This is a genomic window from Leclercia sp. LTM14 (assembly GCF_023736175.1).
GTDB classification, from domain to species: Bacteria; Pseudomonadota; Gammaproteobacteria; order Enterobacterales; family Enterobacteriaceae; genus Enterobacter; species Enterobacter barmai.
On sequence record NZ_JAIKTT010000002.1, the window covers coordinates 60,612 to 77,744 of the forward strand.

Genomic DNA, 17,133 nt, shown 5'->3' on the forward strand with positions numbered 1-17,133 from the left:
CTCTCTGATAACTACATTCATTTCCGCCCTGCGGCGGTGGTGAGTGCGCAAGCGCAGAGCGTGGGGGCGCAAAGTACCCAGTATAACTACACCCTGACGTTACCGAACTACACCGAATTGCCCGGCGGGCGGGTGATTCAGGTGGGTACCCGCGAATTTAACATCACCTCCTCCGATGACATCGCCGATGTAAACAACTACCTCACCGGCCAGGGCGCGTACGCCGGAAGCCCGCAAATTCAGTACTGGCTGACCGCGGGTGCTGAGGTGGATGGCGAAGTAATTGATTCGGCGGTAGAAGCCCAGACCGTCTATAACAGCATCATCACCGGGTTACTCAGCCAGGCGCAAAGCACCCAAATTAATCTCACCTATAACGTCTGGGAAGACAGGCTGGCGCATAACAATAACGCCACCCTCGGCACCGGAGACTTGCGGGTGATCTATGCCAACGGCACGGGCGCAACCGGGACCGTCACCACCGATGCGAGCCTCGCCGTGGATGGGGCCTCGGCGGTGATGGAGGCATTCGACGGCGGGGCGATCGTCAACAACGGCACCATCAACGCCTGGCGCAGTAGCGGCAGTAGCCCCACCTCGGCGGCGATGCTGGCCAGTTACGGCACGGCGCTGAATACCGGGGTGATTAACGCCGGGCTATTCCTTGAGAAAGACGGCGTTAACCAGAATGTGAGCAACGCCGGTAGCGTAGGGATGGTTGGCGTAACGAACGCCACGCTCACCAACCAGGGTTACATCAATGTTGCGGTAACGGATAACGCCTCCCGTACCGCATGGGGGATGGCCGTTGGCGGTAACAGTACCCTCAGCAATACCGGCACTATTACCCTGACGGGTAACAGCCGTAATCCCGATGGACGGGCTGCCGGGTATGCGATTTACAGTGAGTCAACGGGCACCGTGACCAATGCCGGGCAAATTTATCTTGGCGCAACGCCTGTTATCTCCGGGGAGACTCCGGAGGCGATGAATCTGGTGGGCAGCGGGGCGTTAAGCGCCGGGATGTACACCACCGGCCAGGGCAACATGGAGAACACTGCCGACGGTACCATCACGCTGCTCTCCGGCACCCGCAATGCCGCAGGGATGCTGGTTGAGGGCGGCACCGAGGCGGCGACCAACAACGGCCAGCTGAACGTGCTGGGTACCCTGACGCCAACGTCGACCGGCGAGACCTCTGCTGCCGCCAACTACGGCATGTACGTCAAAGACAATGGCGGGGTGGTGACCAACAACGGGAATATTTTTGTTGATGGTGACAACAACATCGCCCTGAATATCCTGGCGCAGTCCGCCAACGCCTCCCTGAACTCCACCGCCAGCAGCGAGATTGTGGTGGGCAGTGCGGGGGATACCGGCGGCACCGATAACCAGCCATACACCTACCGCAACTACGCCGTCTATGCCGAAGGCCTGAACAACAATGCCGCCCAGGTGACGCTGGATTCCGATATCAGCCTGTTATCGGCGGGGGCGATTGGCGTGCACGCCCGGGGCAATGCCACCATTGATATCGGGGCAGATGCGTCACTGTCGTTCCAGAACTCGCAGCAAATCGGCTATTACGCCTGGGGCCAGGGCTCCAGCATCAATATCACCAATGCCACCATTACCGACAGCGCCCAGACCCAGTCGATTCTCTTCGTCGTCGATCACGGGGCTGTCTTCAACGGCGATACCGGGACCGGCAGCAGCTACGATTTGAACGTTTCAGGCCAGGGCTCGACGGGGGTCTTTGCCAACGGCGTGGACGATCTGAACAATGCCGACCCGGCGGATGACGTCGCCACCCAGTTAACCACCGGGGATGCCACCATTAACGTCTCCGGCGCGGGTGCGGTGGGGGTCAAAGTGACCGGCGGGGCCAACGGGGCGATCACCGACGGGGCGATTAACCTGACGGGCGATAACACCACCGCCGTGCTGGTGGACGGGCGTAACTACAACATCGACGCCACTATCGATCCGGATCCGCGCTTAACCCGCGTCACTTCCGATGCGGTTATCACCTCTGCCGCCGGGCAGACGGGTATTGTGGGGTATAACGTCGGCTACCTCGGCAATCTGACCCTGAATGCGGGGGCGGCGATTGACCTGCTGGGGAACAGCAGTACCGGGATTATTTTGCACAACAACGGCGAGGCGACGGTCACCGCCCCGGTCAGCGTCGCTGGCACCAACAACATTGGCGTGGATATTCAGAACGCGGGTCTGCTGAACAACAGCGGGGCGATCACCGTTTCGGGGGCCGCTGGCAGCGGTAACATCGGCCTGCGGGTGCAGGGGGCGGGCGCAACGGTCAGCCAGCTCGGCACCGTCACCGCCAACGGCGGCCTGGCGGCGGTGCAGCTGGCGGGTAACGGAGCGACGCTCACCGTCAACGGCACCGGGAACCAGATCACCGCCAGCAACGGCGCGGACGGGGTGCGCATCGACAGCACCGGAGCCTCCTCCTTCAACGCCAGCAACACCACCATCGACGTGACCGGAACCGGGGCGGGCATCAACAACAATGCCAGCTCCAGTAACATCAACCTGAACAACGTGACCATTAATTCCGGCGATGGCCCTGCTATTCGCACGGCGGTGACCTTCACCGCAGAAGGCACTGGCAACGTCCTGAACGTGGCGGGCAGCGGCAGCGGGTTTGCCTTTATGCAGGCGGACGGCTCGCAAACCACCGGCGATCTGACCATCGGCACCGGCTACACCATCAACGGTAACGGTACCGACAGCACCGGGGTGCTGGCGCGCACCTCCGGCAACGTGAACTCCGGCACTTCCATCACCATGGGGTCAACCGCCGGGGCGGCGATTGAGGCGACCAACGCCAGCAGCCTGAGCAACAGCGGGGTCATCACCACCAGCAGCGACACCGGCAGCACCATCCTGGCGCAGAACACGTCGGCATTCAGCAACAGCGGCACCATCACCTCTACCAGCACCACTAACGCGCAGTCGCTGATCGCCCTGAACGGCACCGCCGCCAGCCGCACCATCACCAATACCGGCAATATCATTAGCCAGAGCGAGGACGCGACGGTTATTGATGCCTCGGGTACGGCCAATAACACTGTCGTCAACACCGGCACGCTGCGGGCTGCCAGCGACACGGCGCAGGTAGTGCTCACCGGCAGCGGCAACGATCTGATGAACATCAACGCCGGAACCACCCAGGGGGAGATCACCCTCGGCAGCGGCAGCGACCAGTTTGGCTTTACGGCGGGCGAATTCGCGGGCGGCGTGACCTTCACCGGGGCCGACGGCAACGACAGCGCCACCTTTGGCGATGTGAGCATGACCCGCGTTCGCCACGTGCTGAGCGAAGGGGGCACCAACAATAGGCTGACCTTTAACGGCACCCACAGCAATGCCGGGTCGGCGAATATCGGCTCGCTGGCGGCGGACGATCTGGCAACGGGCACCAACATCGGCACCGGCTGGAGCACCCTGACCCTGGACGGCGATCCCACCGATATCCGCGTGGTCAACGATCTTGCCCTTTCTGGCGCATCGCAGATCAACGTCAACAACGGGGCGACGCTGCGCACCGGGGATAATGCCGTTACCAGCGGCGAGGCGACGGTTCGCCAGTACAACATTGCCACCGTGGGCGCTAACAGCCTGGTGTCCTTTGACGGCGCAGGGGCTCAGACCTACAGCGGCGTCATCTCCGGCTCCGGCGGCATGGAGCGCATCGGCGGCGGCGACACCGTCCTGCTGGGTGACAACACCTACACCGGCAATACGCTGATCGGCCCGGATTCAGAACTGGCGCTGGGCAACGGCGGCACCACCGGGAGCTTAGCCACCACCACCAACATCACCGACAACGGGCTGTTAACCGTCAACCGTTCAGACGACGTGGCGTTAAACGGCGTCATCTCCGGCAGCGGGGCGTTCCGCCAGCTGGGCAGCGGCGTGACGCGTCTGGGCGGCAATAACAGCTACGCCGGAACCACTACCGTCGAGCAGGGCACGCTGCTGATCAACGGCGTGCAGACCGGCACCGGGCTGACCACGGTGATGTCCGGCACCACCCTCGGCGGCTACGGCACCCTGGGCGGCGACGTGGTCTTTGAGACCGGCACCGTGCTGCGTCCGGGGGATGATGCCCGCGGGAACGGCACCGGCGAGCTGACCATCAACGGCGACCTGACCCTGGCGAGCGACACCGACAGCCAGTTCCAGCTGGGAGAAGTTTATACTCCGGGCGGGGCGCTGAACGATCTGGTGACGGTAGCGGGCGATCTCACCCTTGATGGGGTGGTGAACGTGGCGCTCACCGCGGGGGGCAGCTTCCTGCCGGGGGTCTATCGCCTGTTTAACTACGGCGGGGCACTGATCAATAACACCATGGACATCGGCACCTTACCGCCGAACGATGCCAACCAGTATGCCATTCAGACCAACATCGCCAGTCAGGTCAACCTGGTGCTGGATTTTGTGGTGCCTTCCAACCAGCTCCAGTTCTGGGACGGCGATCTGAACGCCACCAACCACGGCGACGGCACCTCCGGCAACGGCATTGTCGATGGCGGATTCGGCTCCTGGAACGCCTTAATTGCTGGCACCAGTAACAACTGGACCCAGAGCAACGGCGTCGGCAACGCCCCGTGGTCCCAGCGCGCCTTTGCCGTCTTCCAGGGCGATGCCGATACCGTGCTGGTCAGCAATGCCTTTGGCGATGTCATCACCAGCGGGATGCAGTTTACGACCGACGGCTATGTGCTGACGCCGGATCTGATCAACCAGGATTCGCAGCTGCACATGGTGTCCACCGGCATCGCGGGCGTGATCACGCCGGATAACAGCTATGACGCGGTGGGCGGAACCCACGGCGACAGCTACTTCGCCATTCGCGTCGGGGATGGCGCGGCGGGTGCGGATGTGAATACCACTCTCAACGTTGACCTGGTGCAGGACAGCGATGCCGACGGGGCGATCCGCCTGCTGAAAACCGATCCGGGCCGTCTGATCCTCAACGGCGACAACCAGTACAGCGGCGGGACAGAGGTCTGGAACGGCACCCTACAGGTGTCCAAAGACTCCAGCCTCGGCGACGCCGGAACCTTTGTGTTCCTCAAGAACGGCGCCACCTTCCAGACCGGGGCGGATTACACCACCGACCGCCTGTTTATCGTCGATGGCGTGGCGGGCGGTACGTTTGACGTGTACGGCAATACTTTCGCCTCTCAGGGGGGCATTGGCGGCGACGGCCCGCTGGCGGTGAAAGACAGCTCCACCGGAACGGGCGATGGAGTGCTGGATCTTAACGTCGCGAATACGTATCAGGGGAACACCACGATCACCGGTAAAAACGGCACCGGCACCCTGACCGTCAATGCCAACGCCACCGGCGCGCTGGGCCGGGCCGACAGCACGGTGAGCCTGACCGACGCGGCGCGCCTCAATGTGAACAACGACAGCGCGGCCCAGTCGCATCTGTTTGACGTCAACAACGCCACCCTGGCCTTTAACGATACGGCGACGGCGGACGGCAGCACCATCAATCTGACCAACGGTACCCTTGAACTGACCGACACCAGCAGCGGCGGGGCGGCAACGATTAACGTCGATGCTGACTCCCAAATGCTGCTCTCCGGCAGCGCCGACGCGGGAACCAGTCTGACCACCAACAGCGGCACGGTGGCGTTTGCGGGCAATGCCCAGGCGGCGTCGGCGCGTATCAGTAACCTGGCGGGCGGTAACGTCACGCTGGCGGGCTCCGCAGGCAATACCGCTATCGGGTCCCTCTCCGGGGCCGGGAACGTCGACCTGGGCGCGGCCACCCTGACGGAAGGTAACCTCGGCCTGAACGACACCATCAGCGGGATTATCAGCGGCATTGGCGGCGGGCTGGTGAAAACCGGCGGCGGCACCCTGACCTTGACCGGGGATAACAGCTACTCCGGCGCGACTGCGGTTCAGCAGGGCGTGTTGCTGGTCAACGGCGACCAGAGTGCGGCCTCCGGGGCGGCGACCATCGATGCCGGGGCTACCCTTGGCGGCGCGGGAACCCTGGGCGGCAGCGTCAGCGTGGCGGATGATGGCCATCTGACGCCGGGCGCGACGCTGGACAGCGTGGGGGAACTCACCATGGGCAGCCTGACGCTGGCGCAGAATGCCCAGCTTGATTTCCAGTTCGGCCAGTCCGGCACCCCGGGCGGGGCGCTGAACGATCTCCTGACGGTGAACGGTGACCTGAACCTCGATGGCGAGCTCAATATCACCCAGACTCCGGGCGGGAACTTTGACGTCGGCGTCTATCGCGTGATCGACTACAGCGGCACCCTGACCAACAACATTCTGGAGATCGGCACGGCTCCCGCGGCGGCAGACGATCTCTATGTCCAGACCTCTATCGACGGCCAGGTCAACCTGGTAAACCGCACCGGTTACACCATGCGCTTCTGGGATGGCTTCGGCGGCGCGGGCGGGTCGCTGAAAAATAACGACGTGATCGACGGCGGTAACGGCGTCTGGCAGAACAGCAACGGCAATGATAACTGGACCACCGATCGCACTAACCCGGAAGGGGCGTTTAACACCCCGTTCAGCGATGGCGCCTTCGCGGTGTTTGGCGGCGAATCCGGCACCGTGACGGTGGATAACAGCCTCGGGGCGGTGACCATCAGCGGCGCGCAGTTTATGACTGACGGCTACGTTATTAACGACGGGGTGATCACCACCAACACCGCCGACACCGTTCTGCGGGTCGGCGATGGCACCCTGGACGGTGCAGGCTATACCGCCACTATCAATTCCCAAATCACCGGCAGCGGCGGACTGAATAAAACCGATCTCGGCACCCTGGTGCTGAACGGCAGCAATACCTATCAGGGCGGGACCGCCATCAGCGGCGGGGTGTTGCAGGTTTCCGGCGATCCGAACCTCGGCGCTGCGGGCACCGGCATCACCCTCAGCGGCGGTACGCTGCGCTACGGTGCCGCGTTTGATACCGCCCGCGCCGTGACGCTCGCCGGGGACGGCGGGGCGATCGACACCAACGGCAACGATGTCTCGCTGCTCACGGCGATAGGCGGCAGCGGCAATCTGGCGAAACAGGGTGACGGCACCCTGACCCTGACTCAGGACAGCAGCTTCCAGGGCGATACCACTATCCGTAACGGTACCCTGCAACTGGGGAATGGCAGCAATAGCGGCAGCGTGCTGGGGAATATTGTCAACCTGGCGACGCTGGTGGTGGATCGCGCTAACACCCTGGATCTTAACGGCATCATTAGCGGCACCGGTGATTTTATTCAGCGCGGTGAGGGCACTACCGTCCTGAACGGGCTCAACACGTGGTCCGGCTATACGCTGGTGGAAAACGGCACGTTACTGGCAGGTGGCGAGAACCGGTTCAGCAGTGCCTCCAGCCATATTGTCAGCAGCAACGGTCTGCTTGATACCGGCGGGCATAATCAGACCGTGGCGAACCTGGTGAACCAGGGCACGGTGAATCTGCGCGGCGGCGATGTAGGCTCGACGCTGACGGTGCAGGGCGACTATGTGGGTCTTGACGGCACGCTGAAAATTGCCGCCCAGCAGAACAGCCCCGGCGTAGCGGACCATCTGGTGATCGACGGCGGAACCGCCAGCGGCACCACCCTGCTGGATATCGACGTCAGCCGGCTTGGGGAGCCCACCGAGGGCGACGGCATTCTGGTGGTCGATGCCATCAACGGCGGCGTCACCACGGCGCAAACCACCAAAGACGCCTTCACACTCGGCTCCGACTATCTGACCGCCGGGGCCTGGGAGTACCAGCTGTTTGCGGGGGATATCAACGGCGCGGGCGAAGACTGGTTCCTGCGTGCCGGCTATCGCCCGGACGTGCCGGGCTTCGATACGCTGCCGTCCATTATCCGTCAGGCGGACCTGTTTGTGCTGGGCACCCTGCACCTGCGCCAGGGCGACGAGCGGCCTTACCGGGCGGACAACCCTGCCGACCAGGAGGGACGTTTCTGGGCGCGTTACCTGACCAAAACCGTCGATCAGAAACTGGATGACGCCACAGGCAGCACCAGCCACAGCCAGTACAACGGCATGCAGATGGGGCTCGATCTGTGGCAGGACGACAAGTGGCGTGCCGGGATGTATACCACCTTTATGGATATCGACAGCGCCATCGACGGCAATACCGGGATGAGCGGGGGGGCGGCGTACAACTCTACCTTCTCCACCTATCTTGGCGGCTATGCCACCTGGACCGACACCGACGGCTTGTACGTCGATAACGTTCTGCAGTACGGCTATCACTCGGTCGATCTGAAAAACATGACCGACCATGAAACCTACCACCCGGACGGCAACTCGGTGACCGCCTCCGTTGAAGTGGGTAAACCCTGGTACTTTGGCGATACCGGCTGGGCATTTGAGCCTCAGGCCCAGCTGATCTGGCAGTGGAGTGATTTCGATGATGTCACCCTCAAGGATCCGGCCAAAACGCGGGTCAGCGTCAAGGCCGACAACGCGGTGATTGGCCGTCTGGGGGCGCGTCTCACCGCGGAGTACGACACCAACCACGGCATAGTGAAGCCGTACGTGCGGGTGAACTACTGGCAGGAGCTGACCGACGGCCAGGATGAGGTGACCTACCGCAATACCGCCAACAGCAACGGCAAAACCACGCTGAAGGCCAACCAGCAGTTCTCCGCCACCGAGGCGGCAGTAGGTGCCACCTGGATGGTGACCGACGACGTTCAGGCCTACACCGAAGTGGGCAAAACCTGGGACAACAGCGGCAAAACCAGTCTCGATGCCGACATCTCGGCCTCGCTGGGGATGAAGATCCGTTTCTGAGTGGTATTGCATTAGCGAAACGCTGGTCTACGCTCAAATGAGCACAGACCAGCCGTTTCGCGGGCAGTCTGAAAAATAACGATAATTGCGCGTTTCGGGTGGTAGAAATGAACAGGATCCTGCTCGTACTGTTAACGTGTTTTCTCTCTGGTTTTGCTTTTATTTCACAGGCAGCGGAACCGCGTCAGGCGCCCACCGAGCAGGAGCGCGCCCGCACCGTCTATATCTTTCATCAACCCATCGTCATGCTGCAGGCGAAGTTTGGCCTGACCACGCCCGAGGAGCGGGTATTGCGTATCCGCAATACGCTGCGCAACTTCACCCAGGAGGACGTGCGTGAGCCGCTCAAAATAGTGACGGTGTCACGCTACAACCAGCAGGGAAGGCTGATCGTCATGAACGGCAAACCGGTGATGCTGCTGGCGCAGGGGGATCTGGACGAAGGGGATGATTTAACGCTGGATCAGGCCGCCCAGCGGGTGCTGGCCCGTATGGAAGCCCAGCGTATGGCCCTGCGCGATCAGTATGATTCCGGCTGGCTGGCGCTCTCCACCGTGAAAGCGGCGGCGGGATTCCTGATCTTCATTCTCTTCTGTTATGGCGCATACCGCTCCTGGCGCTGGGTACGGCGTTTTTATCGTCAGCGGATTATTGAGAACCGTAGCTGGATCCCGCATCGCTGGCGGCGTTTTATCGGTGCCATCGAAACGCGGCTGTACGCCCTGCTGATGATTTTACTGGGGATCGTCGCGTTTTATTTCTGGCTAAGTTGGGTCTTCAGCCTCTTCCCCTGGACCCGTGTATGGGGAACCTCTCTCGGCGACTGGTCGATGCGCGTGCTGCGGCAGATGGCGCTGTCGATTGTCTCGGCGCTGCCGGGGCTGCTGATCGTTATGCTCATTTTTCTTATCACCGCGTTTATCCTCAAGCTGCTGAAAGTGGTCCTGAACCAGGTAGAGGCGGGGCGGCTGCAGCTGCCGGGGATCCACCCGGAAACCGTCGGCGCCACCCGCAAGCTGATTTCGGTGGTGGTGTGGCTGTTTGCCCTCTCTGCGGCGTACCCCTTTTTACCCGGTGCCAACTCGCTGGCCTTTAAGGGGATCAGCGTCTTCTTCGGTTTAATGCTCACCCTGGGATCGGCGGGGGTGATGAACCACGCCATGAGCGGTCTGGTGCTGACCTATTCCCGCGCGCTGCGCAAAGGGGATGTGATCCGGGTGGGGGATAACGAGGGGCAGGTGAGCGAGATAGGCATGCTCGCCACCAAGATCATCACCCGGGAAAATTACGTGGTGACGGTGCCCAATGCGGTGGTGGTGAGCGGCAAAATCACCAACCTCAGCGTGCAGAACCCGGACGGCGGGGTGAACCTGACGGTGGGCGTTACCATCGGCTACGACACCCCCTGGCGGCAGGTCCACGCCATGCTGGAGCTGGCCGCCAAGCGGGCGCAGGGCATCGATCATACCCACGCGCCGCTGGTGCGCCAGCTGAGTCTGATGGACTGGTATATCGCCTATGAGTTGCAGGTCCGGCTCCTGCCGGGCCAGTCGCTGGCGATGGCCCGCAACGAACTGCACAGCCACATACAGGACGTGTTCAACGAGTTTAACGTGCAGATCATGTCGCCGAACTTCGTGATGCAGCCAGAGGGCGCGGTGATGGTGGCGAAAGAGAACTGGTATCCGGCTCCGGCGTCGGCTCCCGACGGTGATAAAGGATGAAGCGGCTGTTGCTGCTGACTGCACTCTGTTGCGGGCAAGCCACGTCGGCTGGCCTGATCGATCCTGAAGACGGCATGCTGGATATGAGCCATAACCTTGAGGATAAGCCTTACGGATTTCTGCCGATCCCGGTGGTGATCACCGAGCCCGCCATCGGCTACGGCGGCGGGCTGTTTGGCCTGTTTCTGCACGGGAAAGGCACCCAGGCTAACGGGCGATTTATCCCTCCGGCGATGACGGCATTCGGCGGAGGCGGCACTGAAAACGGCACCTGGTTTGTCGGCGGTGGCCACCGGCGGACCTGGCAGGAGGACCATATCCGCTATCTCATTGCTGGCGGCTATGCCGATATCAATCTTGATATCTATTCCGGCGATGTCGCCGGGTTCAGCCGCAACAAAGCCATCAACACCGAAACCCAGGGCTACGGCGGCATGCACAAACTGCTGTTCCGCGTCGGGGATTCGCCGGTGTTTCTCGGTGCGTCCCAGTCCTGGAGCAAGGCGGATATCGCCGCCAAAAACAATCCGGTTATCGATCGCGTGTGGCAGCGGGTGTTGGGAGATGACAGCACCTCTTCGTCGCTTGGCGTGGTGGCGGAATATGACACCACCGATAACTTCTTCTGGCCGGGGCAAGGGGTCTCGCTCAGCGGTGAGTACCAGTTTTACGGCCACTTCCTGGGAGGCGATTACCGCTACGATCTGCTGACCCTGGACGGCAAAGTTTTCCTGCCGCTGAACCCCACCTGGACGCTGTCGCTCGCCGGGAACTATCAAATGCTCTCCCAACAGGATCAACACCTGCCGCCGATGGCACGCCCCTACATCAAGCTGCGGGGGATCTCCAGCTATCGCTATCAGGGCGACGATGTCAGTACCGTGCAGGCCCAGTTGGGCTGGCAGGTGACGCCGCGCTGGATCGTACAGGGCTTTGTCGGGGCCGGTAGCGCCGAAGATAGCGCCAGCGATCTCTACACCAGCGCAGAAGTGGCCTGGGGCACCGGGTTTCGTTATCTGATCGCCCGGGAGTACGGGTTACACACCGGGGTGGACGTGGCCTTCAGCGATCACGAGCAGGCGGTCTATTTCAACGTGGGCTCCGGCCTGTAAATGAGAATGGTTATGCGATGGACTAAGGTCATGGTGCCGCCTGGCATGTGAGCGCGGCACGAAACAGCGCAAGGGGACGGTTTTCAGTCCGTTTAAGGCTTTTCTGAAGAAATCTCCGCGTTTTCCCCGGAAGATCCCTGCTCCGGTTTATCAGGGACACAGCAAGGGTGAGCGCAGGGGCGCTATTTACGTTTACTAAACAGACAACAATAAGCAGGTGGCAAATGAAAAAATTGACGGTGATATGTCTGGGGCTGCTTTTCGCCCAGACGGGCCATGCCAGTGGTCTCTACTTCTACGAAATCGGCACGGAAGATACGGCCCTTGCCGGTGCGGGGCAGGCGGCGAGCGCCCAGGATGCGTCAACCATTGTCACGAACCCGGCCGGGATGACCCGCCTTCCGGATCACATGTTCACCGGCGGCGTGCAGATGATGGACGGGAACATTCCTTACACCCTGGACAACGAGTCCGGCCGAAAAAGCCCGGGCGATATCATGAGCGCGTTCCCCAATGCCAGCGGCTTTTACGCGCAAAAAATCAATGACGATCTGTATGCCGGGATCGGCATGTACGGCAACTACGGCCTGGCGACCGACTACGGTGAGTGGGCGGGCGACAGGCTTCTCAAGAAGAGCGCAATGGTCGCTCTGACCCTAAGCCCTTCGCTGGCTTATAAGCTGAACGACCGGGTGTCGATTGGCGGCTCGGTCAACGTTAACTACGGACTCTTCTCGCTGACGCGCAACGTCGACGGTGATGATAAAACCGAAAAAGATCACGACTGGGCCATGAGCTATCGCCTGGGATTACTGATGGAACTCACCGACCAGACCCGGGCGGGGATCACCTGGACCAGTAAAACCGAATATGACTTTGATATTGACGGCAAGGCCCGCTTCCCGAACCTGCCGAACGTTGAATACGATCTGCCGATCTCGGCGCAGGTCAGGGCTCCGCAGCAGATCATGTTAAGCCTGGTGCATGATATTAATCAGACGTGGTCGGTAATGGGCGATCTGGGCTGGCAGGACTGGAGCCAGTTCGGTAGCCCACAAATTACCGTGGTAGGGCAGGATCTCGACAAGAAAAACCGCCTCAAAGACTCCTGGCACACGGCGCTGGGGGTGCAGTATCGCCCGACAGAGCAGTGGCGTATCAATGCCGGGGTGGCGTTTGACAGCACCATTTATGAATCGCAGAGTGACGTGGCGCTGTCGCTCCCGACCGGCGACGAATGGCGTTTCGCCACCGGCGCGCAATATCAGATAACACCGCAAAGCAATATTGGTTTTGCGGTTTCATATCTGCATATGCAGTCTTCCCGGGTGCAGTCTCCGGCGATCCTGAAAGGCAGCTATGACGATCCGTACCTGTGGTTTGCCAGCCTGAACTACAGCTATCAGTTTTAAGGCGCGCGCCACTGCCTGGCGGGAGTGGCTATCAAACTGCTGTCAAAATGACGAGTCGATGATGGCGGATCTGACCCTGTGCATAGCGAGCATATTTTTTGCTCGCATGTTCAGCTTCTCCTGAATCTTGATACGGTAGGTGCTGGTGGTTTTTTGCGACAGGCTCAGACGCCTGGCAATTTTATGATTCTCCAGGTGAACCAGCTTCAGCACGTCGTATTCCCGGCGCGTAAAGTGATGCTGCCTGAAGTGAGGAAAAAAGTTGATCAGATGCTGCAACGGTTGCAGGGTAAAGCGCAACGATGAGTAAATGATGTTATCTATTTTGATGTAGCAATCAGCCTCAATTTCGTTCAGTAAAACAATATATCTGGATTTCTCCTGCCTTACTTTTTTAATAACCTGGTTACGCAGGCCATCGTGGGCAATAGCGATGATGACATCCCGAAATGTACCCAACTCATCCAGCTGGTCCAGATCTGCATCATCACTCATAAATACAGTATTCAGCTTTGAGCAATGAATGCCTGAACAAAGATAATAATTATCGCTTAAGAAAACAGTACGCATAATAATATCGAGTTATAGAGAGTTAAAAGGGAGCAGCTAGGTTATAGATGAAGGAGGGGGCTGTAAAATTAAAACGGCCGCGAAAATTTAAATACTCGATTTAAATTATTTGAATTGTCCTGTAATTACTGAAGTTATGACCGCTGGCCTTATGTCACCGTAGACTGAAACTGCTGAATTAATTTTCCCAGCATGGGGTTGGTGGCGAGGGAGTGATGATAATGAAGATAACACTCATAAGACATATCAAGTTCTGCTGGAACATCCAGAACTTTTATCGGGAGCAGGGGCTGAATATTTTTTGCAATTAACGTTGGTAACAAAATGATAAGGTCGCTGTGGGCGCAAAGCATCACCAGATTGAGCGTACTGCTGGCGACAAAGGCGACATTACGCGTCTGGAAAAGTGCATTAAACCGGTTGGTTTGTTCAACGCTGTCGCTGATCAAATGCATTCCCCGGGACCAGATAGCATGCTGATGCTGCGTCCAGTCAGACAGGGAAAATATTTCACCGATTTCCGGATGGTTGTGCCGGACAATGGCCGAGATTTCGCTGGTGAAAAATTTAAGCTGGATGATGGAGTTATTCACCGGAAGACGGGTGCCAATATCAATATCCACCTCTTTATTTCTGATCCTGGCTATTCTGGCTTCATCGTTTTCAATGGCTGAACAAAAATTGATGCGGGGGAGCTGCTCCGTGGTAGCAATTAGCGCGGTTGACAGCAGCAGTTCAAGGACGGAATAGCAGCTGACGGTAAAGATATTTTTCTCTGTTGCGGAAAGGACGCTCTCTACGTCAAGTTCGTTGACTATTTTTTGATATTTTTGGCTGAGCTCTTCTGCCAGGCTGCTCGGCACCATCCCCGTTCTGGAACGATAAAAGAGGGCCGAACCGGTGATTTTGCGCGCTTTGTTGAGGGTGTAACTGATGGCACCGGGAGAGACGCCCAGGAGCTTCGCGGTCTGCATTACGCTGCCGCAGGAGCAAAGCGTATGAATGGTTCTTAAGGTTTTGATATCAAACTTGTGTTCCACTGGCGTCACTTCCTGTTTTTAGATGAATTTCAGCATAAACCGGACCGGTTTAATTTGCAGGATTTTTTGCCAGATGGCAGATAAATCGACGATCCCGGCCATGCCCAGCAACACCAGAATAATCAATAAGGTGGCAACGGTAATAACGAACATAAAGCGGACAATATTTTTGTGCATCTTTTGTTGCTGAGTAACCCGGCGATCCTCTTTCTCATACTCAACGAGGGTGGTGATTGCCTGACCCTGAACGTAATAAATACCCTGGTCTTCGGTTAAATCTCCGCTTATCACCAGCGACTCCAGCAGCAGTTTTATTTTTCGTCTGAAGGCTTCATTTTTAATATGCTTATACCACAGCGTGCCATACAGCAGGGCGATCACCTCATCCACACTAAACCCGGACGCGGTGCGTGAGGGCCGCTGATTAACATAGCTGGCGACCAGTAGCCTGAGTAAATTAAACCGGTCACGGCTGATAGTTTCGGTATCCGATTTTGCGCCTGAAATCACTCTGCCTTTCAGGCGGGCAATCTGGGTTTTAAGCGTAATAACCTTCAGGGTGCGATCGAGCGCAAATGCAATAATGCTTTTATAGGTCTGCGCATAATTTTTTTTGTAATGGACGATTTCGGCGTCCATCTCAGGAATATCGACAAGTTTTTTTACAATATTGCCATTCTGATACAGCGACGATAATGATAAAGAGGCATCCTGGGCGTTATCCCAGTCCTGTATGTTCTGCAAAATATAACGATTATTTTCTGCATCTTTTAAAAAAACGGAATAATAGTCGTATGGTGTACCTTTCGCGGCGCTATGACTTTGTAACAAAGGTAAATATTTACGCCATAAAAACAGTTTCATCCTGTTAATATCGATTATGCTCATTGGTAAATGCCTGATGATGTAAATGTCCTGAAGTCGACAGGATATCTTATTTCGTACATCACATCTAATTCTGCATTAAAAACCAATAAATCCACTCATGCCTTGCGCCAGGAATACCACGCTTTCATGATCAGACTCCCCCTTATCGCCACTGTTCTGGGTGATAACCTCGGCCTTATTTTCGGGCTGTTGGGGCGTATTGTCAGCACTCGCTTGCGCACTGACGGAGAGTAAAGCGACGACGAGAACGATAAGCTTAGAAAGCATGGGATTTACCTTTCAGCAGATAAACAACCGGTGTCTGAAATTAAAAAATAGTCGATCCCCCGGGCTTTGCAGAAAGAATCGCTGCGCACCCGTCCTGAAAACATTTACAAAACAAATATTTCTAGCTGCAATAATCACTTATAAGCGAAGCGGTTAAGCAATAAACTGCCGTTGCTGGCCCACGACTTGATTGCGCCTCTCGTCACGACTACTGTATATAAAAACAGTATTCGAGGAACGAATCATGGAGTTTTACCAACTTTCAGCGCTGCGCGAGGTGATTGCGCTCCCCCTTTTCAGCGATGTGGTGCAGTGCGGTTTTCCCAGTCCGGCCCAGGACTACGTTGAGCAGCGTATCGATCTGAATAAATTACTTGTTCAACACCCCAGCTCGACCTATTTCGTCAAGGCGGCGGGGGATTCGATGATTGATGCCGGCATCGGCGACGGCGATCTGTTGATTGTCGACAGCGCCAGAACCGCGCAGCACGGAGATATTGTTATCGCCGCGGTGGAAGGGGAATTTACGGTAAAACGCCTCCAGCTCAGGCCCAGGGTGCAGCTTAACCCGATGAACAGCGCCTATTCGCCGATCCTTGTGGGCAGTGAGGACTCTCTCGATATCTTTGGGGTGGTGACCTACATCGTTAAGTCGGCGGATTAGCCAAATTCTGACGCACACGCACTCAGGAAAAGGTAACCTGTCGGCCATAACACGATGAAGAGGTAAAAACATGACCACCCCGGTATTCCGCCAGGCAACCCCTGCTGACGTCGATCGTTGCTTTGAGATTGAAATCACCGCCTATGAAGGGGATGAAGCGGCAACGCGTGAAAAAATTGCCACCCGTATTAACCGCTACCCGGAAGGCTTCCTCTGCATGGAGCTGGAGGGCAAGGTCATCGGCTTTATTAATGCGGGCTGCGCGTGGGATGTGGTGATGTCCGACGAAGAGTTTAAGGAGCTGGTGGGGCACGATCCCGCGGCGCCAAACGCGGTGATCATGTCCGTGGTGGTCGACCCGGCTCACCAGGGCAAAGGCTATTCGTCGCTGCTGATGCGTGAATTCGTGTCGCAGATGAGAGCGATGAATAAAAAGACCCTTCACCTGATGTGCAAGGATCGCCACGTCGATCTCTATGCCCACTTTGGCTACCAGTACATCAGGCCGTCTGCCTCCGATCACGGCGGCATGGCCTGGCATGAAATGATGATGACGCTCTGATGTAAACCGCCTGCCGCGGCGCGAGCCCGGCAGGCACATCCTGAACGAAAAGCGAATCTGATACC

Annotated in this window: 10 protein-coding genes; 6 read left to right on the forward strand and 4 right to left on the reverse strand. The window is 58.3% G+C overall.

The features are described 5' to 3' along the window. The first annotated feature begins 39 nt into the window (after positions 1-39). The 4 genes from K5I40_RS23985 (at position 40) to K5I40_RS04715 (ending at position 13,077) form a co-directional block, all read left to right on the forward strand. Entirely contained in the window at positions 40-8,829 is an 8,790-nt protein-coding gene (locus K5I40_RS23985; RefSeq protein WP_251929540.1) for an autotransporter-associated beta strand repeat-containing protein, read from the forward strand. Between the two features lie 107 nt (positions 8,830-8,936). Next, positions 8,937-10,553 (forward strand): mechanosensitive ion channel family protein, encoded by a 1,617-nt coding sequence (locus K5I40_RS04705; protein ID WP_223075409.1) that lies wholly within the window; start codon positions 8,937-8,939, stop codon positions 10,551-10,553. Further along, positions 10,550-11,665 (forward strand): BamA/TamA family outer membrane protein, encoded by a 1,116-nt coding sequence (locus K5I40_RS04710; RefSeq protein WP_223075408.1) that lies wholly within the window; start codon positions 10,550-10,552, stop codon positions 11,663-11,665. Before K5I40_RS04705 ends, K5I40_RS04710 begins: the two co-directional genes overlap by 4 nt. A 224-nt stretch (positions 11,666-11,889) precedes the next feature. Beyond that, the gene (locus K5I40_RS04715) at positions 11,890-13,077 is read left to right on the forward strand and encodes an OmpP1/FadL family transporter (protein ID WP_223075407.1); all 1,188 of its coding nucleotides are present in this window, start codon (positions 11,890-11,892) and stop codon (positions 13,075-13,077) included. Positions 13,078-13,119: 42 nt separating this feature from the next. Here the strand turns inward: K5I40_RS04715 and K5I40_RS04720 are convergent, their stop codons facing one another. The 4 genes from K5I40_RS04720 to K5I40_RS04735 all read right to left on the reverse strand — a co-directional run bounded on the left by K5I40_RS04720 (position 13,120) and on the right by K5I40_RS04735 (position 15,842). Then, positions 13,120-13,647, reverse strand: a complete 528-nt coding sequence (locus tag K5I40_RS04720; RefSeq protein ID WP_039028556.1) for a LuxR C-terminal-related transcriptional regulator — start codon at positions 13,645-13,647, stop codon at positions 13,120-13,122. Positions 13,648-13,796: 149 nt separating this feature from the next. Further along, the gene (locus K5I40_RS04725) at positions 13,797-14,687 is read right to left on the reverse strand and encodes a LysR substrate-binding domain-containing protein (protein ID WP_039028557.1); all 891 of its coding nucleotides are present in this window, start codon (positions 14,685-14,687) and stop codon (positions 13,797-13,799) included. Between the two features lie 18 nt (positions 14,688-14,705). Beyond that, positions 14,706-15,431, reverse strand: coding sequence for a hypothetical protein (locus tag K5I40_RS04730; RefSeq protein WP_138369116.1), 726 nt, complete (start codon positions 15,429-15,431; stop codon positions 14,706-14,708). Positions 15,432-15,650: 219 nt separating this feature from the next. Beyond that, positions 15,651-15,842 (reverse strand): hypothetical protein, encoded by a 192-nt coding sequence (locus K5I40_RS04735; RefSeq protein ID WP_223075406.1) that lies wholly within the window; start codon positions 15,840-15,842, stop codon positions 15,651-15,653. Between the two features lie 244 nt (positions 15,843-16,086). Between K5I40_RS04735 and K5I40_RS04740 the strand changes: the two genes are divergently transcribed. Continuing rightward, entirely contained in the window at positions 16,087-16,506 is a 420-nt protein-coding gene (locus K5I40_RS04740; protein WP_039028559.1) for a translesion error-prone DNA polymerase V autoproteolytic subunit, read from the forward strand. Between the two features lie 70 nt (positions 16,507-16,576). Further along, positions 16,577-17,068 carry a GNAT family N-acetyltransferase gene (locus K5I40_RS04745; protein WP_039028560.1) on the forward strand — a complete coding sequence of 164 codons (492 nt, stop codon included), beginning with the start codon at positions 16,577-16,579 and terminating at the stop codon, positions 17,066-17,068. Positions 17,069-17,133 lie beyond the last annotated feature (65 nt).